At 54.1% G+C, this 12,875-nt stretch carries 10 protein-coding genes; 1 reads left to right on the forward strand and 9 read right to left on the reverse strand.

The genetic code is table 11. From position 1 onward, the window contains the following. Positions 1-2: 2 nt before the first annotated feature. From addA to aceA, 7 genes are all read right to left on the reverse strand, one after another. On the reverse strand, positions 3-3,731 hold the full coding sequence (gene addA, locus BRO54_RS02855) for a helicase-exonuclease AddAB subunit AddA (protein WP_074043073.1): 3,729 nt from the start codon (positions 3,729-3,731) through the stop codon (positions 3-5). Next, positions 3,731-7,234: a helicase-exonuclease AddAB subunit AddB gene (addB, locus tag BRO54_RS02860; protein WP_303048384.1), complete on the reverse strand. Its 3,504-nt coding sequence runs from the start codon at positions 7,232-7,234 to the stop codon at positions 3,731-3,733. The genes addA and addB overlap by 1 nt, the downstream gene beginning before the upstream one ends. A gap of 254 nt (positions 7,235-7,488) precedes the next feature. Further along, positions 7,489-8,037, reverse strand: coding sequence for a signal peptidase I (lepB, locus tag BRO54_RS02865; RefSeq protein WP_074043061.1), 549 nt, complete (start codon positions 8,035-8,037; stop codon positions 7,489-7,491). Continuing rightward, complete coding sequence (locus tag BRO54_RS02870) at positions 8,034-8,657, reverse strand: TVP38/TMEM64 family protein (RefSeq protein WP_074043062.1); 624 nt, start codon at positions 8,655-8,657, stop codon at positions 8,034-8,036. Before BRO54_RS02870 ends, lepB begins: the two co-directional genes overlap by 4 nt. Before the next feature lie 102 nt (positions 8,658-8,759). Then, positions 8,760-9,293: a competence protein ComK gene (locus BRO54_RS02875; RefSeq protein WP_074043063.1), complete on the reverse strand. Its 534-nt coding sequence runs from the start codon at positions 9,291-9,293 to the stop codon at positions 8,760-8,762. A 120-nt stretch (positions 9,294-9,413) separates the two neighbouring features. Further along, positions 9,414-9,608, reverse strand: coding sequence for a hypothetical protein (locus tag BRO54_RS02880; RefSeq protein ID WP_074043064.1), 195 nt, complete (start codon positions 9,606-9,608; stop codon positions 9,414-9,416). A gap of 104 nt (positions 9,609-9,712) precedes the next feature. Then, positions 9,713-10,999: an isocitrate lyase gene (gene aceA, locus BRO54_RS02885; RefSeq protein ID WP_074043065.1), complete on the reverse strand. Its 1,287-nt coding sequence runs from the start codon at positions 10,997-10,999 to the stop codon at positions 9,713-9,715. A gap of 194 nt (positions 11,000-11,193) precedes the next feature. Here aceA and BRO54_RS02890 point away from each other — a divergent pair, with 194 nt between their 5' ends. Next, positions 11,194-11,784 carry an SCO family protein gene (locus BRO54_RS02890; protein ID WP_074043074.1) on the forward strand — a complete coding sequence of 197 codons (591 nt, stop codon included), beginning with the start codon at positions 11,194-11,196 and terminating at the stop codon, positions 11,782-11,784. A gap of 63 nt (positions 11,785-11,847) precedes the next feature. Here BRO54_RS02890 and BRO54_RS02895 read toward each other — a convergent pair whose 3' ends face one another. After that, positions 11,848-12,153: an AzlD domain-containing protein gene (locus BRO54_RS02895; protein WP_074043066.1), complete on the reverse strand. Its 306-nt coding sequence runs from the start codon at positions 12,151-12,153 to the stop codon at positions 11,848-11,850. Next, positions 12,146-12,862: an AzlC family ABC transporter permease gene (locus BRO54_RS02900; protein WP_074043067.1), complete on the reverse strand. Its 717-nt coding sequence runs from the start codon at positions 12,860-12,862 to the stop codon at positions 12,146-12,148. The genes BRO54_RS02895 and BRO54_RS02900 overlap by 8 nt, the downstream gene beginning before the upstream one ends. Positions 12,863-12,875: the final 13 nt, after the last annotated feature.

Here is a 12,875-nt window from a genome sequence, read left to right on the forward strand (position 1 = left end):
CATCACTCAACAGCCACAACAAACCCGCCGTCAAACGAATACAAATAGCATTCCGCCACCGGCGCACGCCAAATTTGCTCGATGGCCCGCCGGTACAAGCGCATTTGCGTCCCGTAGCGGCCGAGCAGAAAACGAGCCGCTTCTTCCTTTTGCCCAGCAAAACGGTGGACGACTTCATCCGTTTTATAGTCAATCATCACATAGCCGCATTCGTCGACAAACACGCAGTCGATCACCCCTTGCACGAGGACGCGCCGGCCGCTTTCCGTCCCTTCGCCGCCGTACAGTTCAGCCGCTTTAAGCCCCAAGCTGAACGGCACTTCACGGTGCACTTCGCGGGCGGCGCAAAGGCGGCGGCCAAGATCTGCAGTGAAAAAGGCAGCGATGGCCGCTGGATCGACCACCTCTGCTTGTTCTGCCGACAGCAGCTCTTTTTCGACAAGGCGGACGATCTGACTGCGGATCGACGATTCATCAAGCGGCGCCTGCAAATCAAGATGGCGCATGACGATATGGAGCGCCGTCCCTTTTTCGGCCGGCGTCAATGTTTTCTCCTGCATGAAACGCGGTCGAGAAAACACCGGAGCCGTCCCTTGTCGCGGCCGCCATTCGTCCGCTTGCTCGCCAAAGAGCACGCGATGTTCTTTCAGTTCTGACACCGATTGCTTGGCGCGCACGGCCGTTTCTTTCTCATACGAATACCGCCACAACAAGCGGCGTTTGACCTCCTTCCGCCACCCTCCTTCTACGGGAACGGGTCGTCCTTGTTCGAGGGCAAGAAGCACGCCGCCATCCATCTCCTCCCTCGCAGCCTCTGCGCCGCGCAAATCGGCGGCCGGCACGATGGAGACACGCCATACAGACGGGTGGGAGGCGACCTCTTCAGGCGCCTTCATTCCCGCAAGCGCCCCCCCATCACGATGACGGATGAGCGCCCGGCCGATCCAATCCAAGTAGGAGCGGGCCGAAGCCCGCACATCGTCGGGGAGAAGCCAGCCGCGTTCCGAAGCAGCGCTTTTCCATTTTTCAATCTCCTTGGCCGCATCGTTGACCGACGCCAACAAATACAGCTTCTCTTTTGCCCTTGTGAGCGCGACATACAAAATGCGCATCTCCTCAGCGAGCAGTTCAAGCCGCTTTTTCGTTTGGATGGCCAACAGCGGCAGCGTGGGATAACTGATGCGCAGCCGCGGGTGGACAAAGCGGGCGGCAAAACCCAGCTCTTTATCAAGCAAATACGGGTGATGCAAATCGCGCGTATGAAACGAACGCGCAAGCCCGGCGAGAAACACGATCGGAAATTCCAATCCTTTGCTGCTGTGAATCGTCATGATGCGCACGACGTCTTCCTGCTCGCCGAGCGGCCGGGCCGCCCCTAAATCGTCGCCGCGCTCTTGCAGCCGCTCGATGAAGCGAAGAAAGCGAAACAAGCCGCGAAACGACGTCGACTCGTACTGCCGCGCGCGGTCGTACAAAGCGCGCAAGTTCGCCTGCCGTTGCCTGCCGCCCGGCAGTGCGCCGACAAAATCGTAAAATTGCGTATCGCGGTACAGCAGCCAAATGAGATCAGCTAATGAGCGGCGGCGCGCCATCGTACGCCAGCTCTCGAGCCGCTCTAAGAAAGCCGCCGCTTTCCTTTGGGCGTTGGCCTCCTCTTCCGTTTCCGCCGGCTTTTGCCGAAACGAACAGAGCGCTTCATAAAACGTGCCTTTTGGATCGGCGAGGCGAATCATGGCGAGCTCATTCTCGTCAAAACGAAAGAGCGGCGACCGGAGCACCGCGGCGAGCGGAATGTCTTGGTACGGGTTGTCGATCACTTTTAACAGTGAGAGCATGATCGAAATTTCCGTCGCCTGAAAATAGCCGGATGACAAATCCGCGGCCGCCGGGATGCCTTGCGCCTGCAGCTGCTCGATCATCTGCGGCGCATGCGTCATCGAGCGGACAAGGATGACGATGTCACGGTACATGGCGCGCCGCGGCTGCCCGCTCGGACGATCGTATACATAAAACGGAGCGGAAACGATCTCTTTGATTTTTTTCGCCATCAGCCGCGCCTCGAGCTCCGCCGCTTCCCATTCAGCCGCTTCCTCTTCGTCCTCTTCCGCCGCACGCTGCCGGTTGATGATCATAACTTCCGGCGCCGCATCCTCCCCTTCCGGGTAATCAGCGCCGTATTTCAACTGCGCCGCTTCGTCGTAAACCATTTCGCCGACGGTTTCCCCCATGAGTTGCGCAAACAGAAAATTCGTCCCGTCAAGCACTTCGCGGCGGCTGCGGAAGTTGCTCGCAAGATCGATTTTCATCCCCCCTTCTTCTCCGTCTGCGGTGAATCGTTTGTATTTGTCCAGAAACAGCATCGGCTCGGCAAGGCGGAATCGGTAAATCGACTGTTTCACGTCGCCGACCATAAACAAATTGCCTGTTCGTTCGCTCCCTTTTTTCACCAGCTGCAAAATCGCTTCTTGAACGAGGTTCGTATCTTGATACTCGTCAACAAGCACTTCATCAAACTGCGCCTGGTATTCCAAGGCGGCGGGGGAAGGCTGCCATTCGCCCGTTTCCGGATCGCGCCGCCGCAAAATATGCAAACAATAATGTTCCAAGTCAGAAAAATCAACGATTCCTTTTTCCCGTTTCGCCGCTTGGAACATGACGGCAAAACGGCGGACAAGGTTAGCGATCGTTTCAACGATCGGCTTCATTTCCCGCATATGGCGGAGCCAAACGGATGGATCGAGCGAAAACACATTGTCGCGCAGCGCCTCCACTTTCTTTTTCGCCTGATCACGCAACGATTTGGCTTCGTCGATCAGCCGCTCGTCATAGTCCTTGCCGCGGCAGGCCGGCAGCCGCCCAAACGACAGCGCCTTTAGCGCGCGATGCAGCTCGGCCCACGGTCCAGAAAGACGCGTTTCCAAATCAGTGATCATATCTCGATCTTCGCGCAGCCGCTCCGCGTACGGACGCGGTCCGCCCGGCTCTTCAGCAAGCTCAAGCGCCCTTCGGATCAGCCGTTTGGCCGCCGCCAGCTCCATTGCCGCGTGTTGGGCAAGATAACGGGCTGGGGGCAGCGTCTCTACAGCCGCCTGCTCATCGACGTCATACATCGTGGCCAAACCGGCCAACCATTTATCCGGTTCCGGATGGGAGCGGGAAAATTCATAAAGGGCGACAATCATCTCCTGCAGCTCCGCATCGCTCCGGTCGCCCGTATAGGCATCCACGACAGCGAAAAACCGCTCGTTGTCCGGCTTTCCGTATTCCTCCTCAAGCAGCTCTTCAAGGACATCCTCTTTCAACAGCTCGATTTCCGTTTCATCCGCGATGCGAAACGACGGATCCAAATCAAGCAAATAGTAATATTTGCGAATGACATCCAAGCAAAAGGAATGGAGCGTCGAGATCGCGGCGCGGGGAAGCAGGCTGAGTTGACGTCGCAAATGGAGCGAATGCGGACGCTTGGCCAGTTCCCGCTCGAGCGCCTCGCCGATTCTTGCTTTCATCTCCGCGGCTGCCGCATTGGTAAATGTGACGACAAGCAATCGGTCGATATCGACCGCTCCTTCTTCCGCCGTCACTTTTTGAATGATCCGCTCGACAAGAACAGCCGTTTTCCCGGATCCGGCCGCCGCGGCGACGAGAATGTCTCGGCCGCCCGCGGCGATCGCCTTCCATTGTTCATCCGTCCATCGGCTCCCAGCCGGCTTCGGGCGAATCGTGGCGTTCATCATTCTTCCTTCCCTTCCGCTAGTTTTTCAATGACCGCTTCCTTCGTTTGCGGGGCAAGCTTCCGGTATTCGTTGCCGGAGAGCGCCTCATCAAATTGGCAGACCGGTTTAAATGAGCAAAACTCGCACGCCGTTTTATCTTTCAACTTGTACGGGGCGATCGACACGACGCCGTCGGCGATTTGCCCGCCGATGTCGATGAACAAACGGCGGACATGCTGGCGGAGCGCGGCAAAGTCGGATGGACTCGCCACCGACGAACGCGAATGGATCGACCCGCTTTTCGTAAGCTGAGCGGGCACAATCAGCGACCATTGTCCGTCTTCCGTTCGGCTGTCCATCAGTCGGATCGCCTCAACATCAGCGAGCAACAGCCCGCGCATCCGAAACGGCTCAAGCAACTTTTTCGCCATTTCCACCTCGTCATCCACCCATTGCTTCGCTTGAACGATCGGATTGTGGATGTGAAAATAAAGCACCCCGGCTGGCAAGGCCGGCTGTCCGACGAGCTGTTCGGCATACGTCAGCACGATGTCCAAGTAGGTGAACATTTGCAGCGCCAGGCCGTAATACACTTCCGTCAAATCGAGCGTTTTCGCACTCGATTTGTAATCGATAATGCGAAGAAGCACCCCTTGGCTGCTTTCCGCCTTATCGACGCGGTCGATCCGCCCAACAAGCTCCATCACTGTTCCGTCGGGAAGCCGAAACCGAAGCGGCGGCAGGTCGCCATTGGGGCCGAATGACAGCTCAAGTCCGATCGGAACGAATCCGCTCGCCCGCGCATGCTCGCTTAACACATGGGTTGTACGGGCAACGACGTGTTTTAATTTTCGTTTCATATATTCATAGCGATGAGAGCTTGAGAGCACTTGCTGCTGGATGAGCGGGGCGATCCGTTCGACCGCTTCGGCCGACAGCCGTTCACAGTCCGGCCTTGACAGTTCGCGCCAGTCAAGATGCTGTTCGCGCAGCCGGTCGGCGATTTGCTTGATGGCCGCATGAAACAACTGTCCGACATCCGGCGCCTCAAGTCGGAAGACGTTTCGCTCTTTTAGCCGCAGCCCATGCGAAGCGAAATGGGCGTACGGGCATTTTTGAAACTGCTCCATGCGTGAGACGCTCGCCTGAATTTTTTTGCCGTACAGCCGCCGGCTCCACTGTTTTTTGAGCGGCGCCGCTCCGTTTGTATAAAAGAGCGCGGAGATGGCATGACGCACCTGCTCCTTCCAGTCCGGATGGCCGATAAACGTGTTATACACATCCCACCAAAGCGGAGCGATGCCGTAGTTGCGCTTCCACGCTCGGAGCTGGCTGATCAAATACGTTTGCGTCGCCCGCGGCGCGGTCACGAACGCCTCCGCTTTTTCTGCCGGGGCGTCGAACGGGTCGTTGCCGCACAGATGCACCGGCGCATGCGGAAACAGTTCAGCCAGCTGCTTGATGAGCGGCGACGGCATCAGCGCCTTCCCTTCGCCATCAGCAAGCGGATACGTGACGTACAGCCGCCGGCTTGGACAAACGAGCGCCAAGTAAACAAAAAACGGATCATAAAACAGCTGCTCCCGCCCCCCCGGAGCGAGCGCTGCCCCAAGTTCGCGCAGCTGCTCGCGCTCCATTTCGGCCATCAGCCCGTCTTCCTTCACTTTCGCTGGAATAACGCCATCGTTGGCGCCGATCACAAACGCATATTGCACCCCAACTAAACGCGAGCGGTCAAGCTGAGCGACGATCACCTGGTCCATCGCCGGCGGTACAAGGGAGAACTCCAACCGATCGAGCCCAGCCTCGATAATCTTGACAAACTCAACGAGCGGCAGCGATTCTGTTCCGAGCATTTCTACATATTGATCAAGCAAATCGACGACGGCGTTCCACGCCTGTTCATGCTGGCGCGCCTCAACGAGGCGGCCGTCCGCTTCCGCTTGCGCGCTCATTTTCTCTAGTTTTTTTGGAATCTGCAATTCTTCCAAAAACAGATATAATGCCATACAAAACCCGCGTCCGTCCTCCGCCCGGCGCAGACGGCGCTCCAACCGGCGAAGCGGAGCGGCCAACGCCTCACGCCATTCATTGAGCTTGTCCTCAAACTGCCGCTCTTCGTCCGTCTGTGGTACGTTCAAACCGTCAAGCGCCTGATAGCGCCGATACGTCCAGCGCTCATTGTTTGTCCACTTATCCCCTTTGATTCCGTAAGCAAGCACATAGTTTTCGAGCTTGTCGGCCGCCTCGCGCCACATGTGCAGATCGCCATCCGCAGGAAAAAGCAAATCCGTTTTCACCGCCCGAAACACCGCTTCATATCGCCAACGCGTCACGACCGTCTCTAAGGCAGCGCGCACGAGTTCAATGAGCGGGTGGTGGTGCATCGGTTCTTTTTCATCCATAAAATACGGGATCCCAAAATCAAAAAACACCGTTTTCACCAGATCGCGGTACGCCTCCGTCTGGCGGATGATCAGCGCAATGTCGCGATAGCGCGCCCCTTCATCGCGGACAAGGCGGATGATTTCGCGTGCGACCGCTTCGATTTCCGCTCGGCGATTGGACGCCTCATAAAGATGGATGGCATCGGTCTTTGCACCATATGGAAGCAACGGGCGGCGGTGAAATTGCGCCTCAAGATGAACGAGCGCCCTGTCTTCATGGCGGCGGTTGGCCGAAAGCACGATCGGCTCTTCGATCGCAATCTCATTGCTTAGCGCCAACTCGCGCAACTGACGGTATGTTTGCGCCGGCAAATAAAAGAGATGAAGTTCGTCCGGCATTCCGTCGTCATACGGGCGGTCGATCGTCAAACAAACGGTGACGCGCCGGCAATGGCGAAGAAGCTGTTCGATGATCATATATTCTTGCGGCGCGAAATGATGAAAGCCGTCGATGTAAATATCGGCATCCCGCAAATAACTTGAGCGCGGAATATGCTCAGCGAGCAAGCGCAAATAATCTTCCGAATCAAGATAGTGGCCGATAAGACTCCGCTCAAGTTCCTCATACACAAGCGCGACATCGCTCAACTTGTCAGCGAGCAAGCGGCGGCCCGGCTGGCTTGGCCCATCCTCGAGCGCCTCGGCATGTCGGCGGAGTTCGCCCGGCGTCAGGCAATACCGTTTGCATTCGGTGATCATTTCGTTCAGCTGCTCAATAAAACCTTGTTTGTCCGCCGCGCGGCCAAACAGTTTCAGTTCTTGTTTGCGTTGCTCAATAATTTTGCGGATCATCATCTGCACGCCAACATCATGAATGTGATACCGGGTCATGCCGCCTGTTTCCTGCAGCACGCGCCAAGCGAGACGGGTGAAGCTGAACACTTGGGCGCGAATCATCCCGCCCACTCCCTCGGTATGTATCAACGCGTATTCGCATTGAAACGTCATTTGCTCCGGAACGAGATAGACGATCGCCCTTCCTTTTGGATCCTCTTGCAACTGGCGGCGAATTTCTTCGAGGCAGACAGCCGTTTTCCCACTTCCTGACCGCCCGAGCAAAAACCGCAGCGACATTGTATCCACCACCATTCGTTTCCTTTATTTGTTTTATTTTAGCACGTATGTTCGCTTTTGGGAAGAAAAAAACGCCCTTCCGGCTGCGGGCTATATGGAGGCAATCTGAAACGTTAACGTTTGTTTCTTTTTTGTGGAGCCAGCCGACATGTCAGCGACTGTCGGACGACTGAACAACCTCGCTTCCAAACCCATTTATTGGTCTGTGAATCTTCACTTCGTTTAAAAGCGAGTGACTTCTTTCAGGATTAAGGTTAAAACTGAAAGGCGAACTGTTTAAACGGCCAGTAGCGAAAGTCCACCTTGCCGACAATTTGGTTGATTTTCACAAACCCAAAATGGCGGCTGTCCCAGCTGCTAAGCCGGTTGTCGCCAAGAACGAAAATGCAGCCGGGAGGCACCCGTGTTTTCCCGGTCGCCTCCTCAAGCGTAAAATCCCCGGTCAGCCTGCCGTCAAGCAGCTTTTGTTTATACGGGCGCAAATACGGTTCGTCAACTTTTTTTCCGTTGACATACAAGATGTCGTTTTTGTACGCGATCTGATCGCCAGGCAGGCCGATAACCCGCTTCACGTAATCTTCCTTTTTGTTGGCGTGAAAAACGATAATGTCGAACCGGCGAATAGGCCCGATGTCGTAGGAAAGCTTATTGACGATCAACAAATTGCCGCTCTCTAGCGTCGGCATCATCGATTTTCCTTCCACCACGTAATTGCTGAACACGAACAACCGAAGCGTGGCGACAACGCAAACGGCAACAAACCATGGCCATCGGCGGCCTCGTTTTTCTTTTTGCTTGGTCACTCCCCGCCCTCCTCGCCGCCTTGTTCTTCCGTCAACGAAAATCGCGCTTCCACCCGTTTTCCGGCGTACCAAAGCAACAGAACGACTGCGGCGATCATCGCCGTGCGCAGCGGCTGATGGATGAGCGCCTTCAAGTCATAGCCGATAAAACTGATGGTAAACACCATGATCATCTTTCCTAGCAGCACCGCCAATACAAACTGCTGGCGGCTGATGCGCGACAGTCCGGCAACAATATTGACAAGCGCCGATGGGGTGAACGGAAAGCAATACAACAAAAACAGCGGACCAAATCCGTGTCGCTCAATCCAATGCATAAACTGCCGCACTTTCGGATGGCGGCGGACAAAGTGAAAAAAACGCTTCTGCCCCACTTTCCGCGTCAGCCAAAACACGATGAGCGAGCCAAGTGAAGCGCCTAGCCAAGAGATAAGAAACCCTTTCCATAGTCCAAACGCCGCTGCGTTCGCCATCACGAAGACGAACATGGGCAAAATGGGAAAAAACGACTCAAGCAACGTCGCTGCGATGCCGGGAAGCACGCCGAAAGAGCGGTATTGTTCGAGCAGGGAAAGGATGCTGTCGAGCGTGAACCATTGTTTGATTGTTTCCATATCCATGTCTATTCCCCATTCAAATGCCGTTTATATCTTTATTTTACACGTCCAGGCGCCTAATTTGAACTCATCTTTAGGAAAAACCATTTTTATCAATTTGTTCAGCTAACTCTGTTTTTCTTGCTGCATGCGAAATATGTATTGGAGTTTGCGCTCCCTCGCTTCCATCCGTTCGGACAGTTTCGTCCGGAGTTGAGCCGTTTTGTATAATTGATTGATAAACGATTTGTAGGAAACGTCGAGGAGTACACTTTTTCCGTTGCGGAAATAAACAACGGTCCGCTCATATTTGGCAGGCTCATACCGATAGACGTGCATGTGCGAGAGCCAAACGCAGCGGGAGTCACGCGGAGAGGCGGTTGGAAATACGTAAATTTCATTGGCCGGTTCAATGGCGATCGGCGCTTTATGAGTGATGCCGATGACGGCTTTCGTTCCTTCTTTCCTTCCTTGAAAGCTGCTTCCATAATAATCACAACTATGTTTAATAATATCGATCGGCGTTTGTTTGATGATATATTCGCCGTCCTCTTCAATGACTTTCGCGTATACATCGCTGTTTAAAAAGTATGGGAGAATCGCCATCGTATAACGGCTTACGATGAATTGTTCCAACACAATGAATTCATTGACTTTCATCCGTTCATCTCCTCCCTTAATCAACTCGCTCACTACTCCTATCATACCATCAACAGTTATATTTTTCTATATTTTGAAAAAAATCTAATGAAAAACCCATGACAATCGTCATGGGTGCTGCTAGGAATTTTCGAACGTTTGGCTGATTTCTTTGGCCGCCAAATATTCATTCGCCTGTTCCAACGCGGTATGTTCGCCGACCGAGTCGCCGGCATACGTCTCTTCATTCATCGACCATTGCTCAACATGAAGATCCGTACTGACGCGAAACTCGGCAGGCATCAGCTCCGGCAGGTTGCTTTTGTTTTTTTCCATCCCATCGCCTCCCTACGCCTATAGGATGCTCCATCTTTTTCCTTTTATACACGAAAAAAGCCCGGTCAAGCCGGGCTTTCGTCTTCGTTTGCGATCGGTCTGCATTACGCTGTCGTAAACTGTTCTTCTTCGGTTGATCCTTTCAAAGCGACGGTTGACGATTGGCCGCCGGAGATCACTTGGGCGACTTCGTCGAAATAGCCCGTGCCGACTTCGCGCTGATGGCGCGTCGCCGTGTAGCCGTACTTCTCGGCGGCAAATTCCGCTTGCTGCAGCTCGGCGTACGCCGCCATGCCGCGTTCTTTGTAGCCGCGCGCCAGTTCGAACATGCTGTAATTGAGCGCATGGAAGCCAGCCAAAGTGACAAATTGGAACTTGTATCCCATTTTACCGAGCTCTTGCTGGAATTTGGCGATCGTTTCGTCGTCCAATTTTTTCTTCCAGTTGAACGACGGCGAGCAGTTGTACGCCAGCAACTTGCCTGGGAATTTTTCATGAATCGCTTCGGCAAACCGGCGCGCCTCATCCAAATTCGGCTCGCTCGTCTCGCACCAAATGAGGTCGGCATACGGCGCATAGGCAAGTCCGCGGGCGATCGCTTGATCCAAACCGGCTCTTGTGCGATAGAAGCCTTCCGGTGTCCGTTCTCCAGTGATAAACTCTTGATCACGCGGGTCGATGTCGCTTGTGATCAAGTCAGCAGCGTTCGCGTCGGTGCGTGCGATGAGCACCGTCGGAACCCCCATGACATCGGCGGCCAACCGCGCCGCAATCAAGTTGCGAATCGCCGTTTGCGTCGGCAAAAGCACTTTGCCGCCTAAATGGCCGCATTTTTTCTCCGATGACAGCTGGTCTTCAAAATGGACGCCAGCCGCTCCGGCTTCAATCATTGCCTTCATGAGCTCAAAGACGTTCAGTTGGCCGCCGAACCCCGCCTCAGCGTCAGCGACGATCGGCACAAAGTAGTCCACGTCCCCGCTGCCTTCTAAGTATTGAATTTGATCCGCGCGCTGCAACGCTTGATTGATTCGCTTGACGACATGCGGAACGCTGTTGGACGGATACAGGCTTTGGTCCGGATACATCTGTCCGGCGAGGTTGGCGTCGGCCGCCACTTGCCAGCCGCTTAAATAAATCGCCTTCAAGCCTGCTTTCACTTGCTGCACCGCCTGATTTCCGGTCAGCGCGCCAAGGGCCGCGACGTAATCCTCTGTATGAAGCAGCTTCCATAATTTTTCCGCCCCGCGTCGAGCGAGCGTATACTCGATGTCAAGCGAGCCGCGCAGTTTAATGACATCCTCAGCGCTGTACGGACGGACGATCCCTTTCCAGCGCTCCTCATTTTTCCAACTTTCTTCTAATTGCCGGACACGTTCAGCAAATGACGCCATTTTTCCTTCCCCCATCTCTCTATTGTTATATTACATTATTATTATTTACGATTTTATTATATAACAGAAAAACGAAAGTGCAAGCCTTTTTTTTGAAACTTTTTTTAATTAGGAAAATAGTCGCATATTGTTCATAAACATCGCGATTTTTTCGCTAATCTTTTTGATATGATCATATTGAGGAGTGATGAATGGTGAAAAAATGGTATACGTTAGCTACCTCTCTTGTCATCATCGGCATCAGCGTCGGCATCCTGTACTTTGCTGTCTACCAGCCATCGACGATGCGGCTTCCAAATGACGTGACGATGGAAACAGCATGGGGAAAATCATATGAGTTTGGCGACCTTCCGCCGAAAGTGCGGCTTGTCGAGTTTATTTATACAAACTGTCCGGATGTTTGTCCGAATACGACAGCGCAAATGGCAAAACTGCGCGATCGCCTAAAAAAAGCCGGGGTATTTGGGAGCAAGGTGGAATTCATCACGATCACGATCGACCCGGCGCGCGATACGAATGAAAAGCTGCAGACATATGCCAATGCGTTTGGAGTCATGAGCGACGGACAAGGTTGGGTGTTTTTGCGCGGCAGTGAAGCAGACACGAAAAAAGTAGCGGACGCCTTCCACTTTCAATACCGCGACCCGGGCAACGGCATGATCGTACACACGACGCTCGCCTACTTGCTTGGCCGCAACGGGCGTGTCGTCAAACAAATCGGCATGGGGACATCTCGATTTCATGTCGATGAGGTATATGAGGCGATTATGGAGGAATTGTCATAACCAAACAGCGAGTTTGCATACCTGTCGCAAAAGGAAAAGAGGAAGCGATGTCCGCTTCCCTTTTTAAACAAATAACGAATACAGGCTGAGCGCCGCAACCGCCGCAAGCACGACGATCATGACGTTGGCCCCAAGCCAAGCTGTGATGACGGCCGCTGCAAAACCGATGACACCGAACCAAAGATCATCTTGGACGAAAAAAACGTCAGGAATAATGAGCGCCCCAAGCACCGCATACGGCACGTTTTTCAGCACTCCTTGCCAAAACGACGGCAGCTCGACGCCGCCGAGCAACACAAACGGCAACAGGCGCGGCAAATAAGTAACGACCCCCATGCCGATGATCATCCATACGATCGTGCTATTCACCGCCGTTTCCCCCTTCCTTCGTCAGCCATTGAACGATGATGGCCGACAACAATGTAGCCAAAACGATCGACCAGCCTTTAGACAAGTGAAGAGCAAACGTGCCGATCGAGTTGAATAAAGCCGACAGCCCCGCCAGCCAGACGATTTTCCGCTGCTTTTTCAACGCTGGAACAAGCAGGCCGATAAACATGGCATACAAGGCAATCGACATGCTTTCTTGCAAACTTTCCGGCAAACCGGACCCAGCGGCATAACCGATGCCCGAGTTGACGACCCAACTGCCATACGCCATGGCAATGAGCCCAAACATATACGAGGCGTTGATCGTTCCTTCTTTCATCGCCGCCACCGAAAACGTTTCATCGGTAATGCCAAAGGCGTACAGCGCTTTTTTCCAAAGTGCATCCGGCTCAGCCTTTTCATTAAGGGACGCCGACATTAAAAAATGGCGAATGTTTAATATGAATGTCGTCAACACGATTTCAAACACCCCGGTGCCAGCGGTAAGCAGACTTAACGCGATATATTGCGAGGCGCCGGCGAAGACGACAATGCTCATGAGCACGGTCTCGGCGAACGTCAGTCCGGTTGTTTTGGCGAGCAGCCCAAACGCCAGCGCGATCGGCATATAGCCGATGGCGATCGCTACTCCTGCTTGCACCCCTTGGCGAAACGGCGCCATCTTGCCGGCTGCCCATGTCGTTTCCATCCATTCATCCCCT

The organism is Geobacillus proteiniphilus (assembly GCF_001908025.1).
In the GTDB taxonomy this organism is placed as follows: Bacteria; Bacillota; Bacilli; order Bacillales; family Anoxybacillaceae; genus Geobacillus; species Geobacillus proteiniphilus.

Coding starts and splice junctions, on each gene's coding strand:
- aceA (WP_074043065.1), bottom strand. CDS start 10,999: ATGGCGTCATTTGCTGAACGTGTCCGGCAATTAGAAGAAAGTTGGAAA.
- BRO54_RS02870 (WP_074043062.1), bottom strand. CDS start 8,657: ATGGATATGGAAACAATCAAACAATGGTTCACGCTCGACAGCATCCTT.
- addA (WP_074043073.1), bottom strand. CDS start 3,731: ATGAACGCCACGATTCGCCCGAAGCCGGCTGGGAGCCGATGGACGGAT.
- addB (WP_303048384.1), bottom strand. CDS start 7,234: ATGTCGCTGCGGTTTTTGCTCGGGCGGTCAGGAAGTGGGAAAACGGCT.
- BRO54_RS02900 (WP_074043067.1), bottom strand. CDS start 12,862: ATGGAAACGACATGGGCAGCCGGCAAGATGGCGCCGTTTCGCCAAGGG.
- BRO54_RS02875 (WP_074043063.1), bottom strand. CDS start 9,293: ATGAAAGTCAATGAATTCATTGTGTTGGAACAATTCATCGTAAGCCGT.
- BRO54_RS02880 (WP_074043064.1), bottom strand. CDS start 9,608: ATGGAAAAAAACAAAAGCAACCTGCCGGAGCTGATGCCTGCCGAGTTT.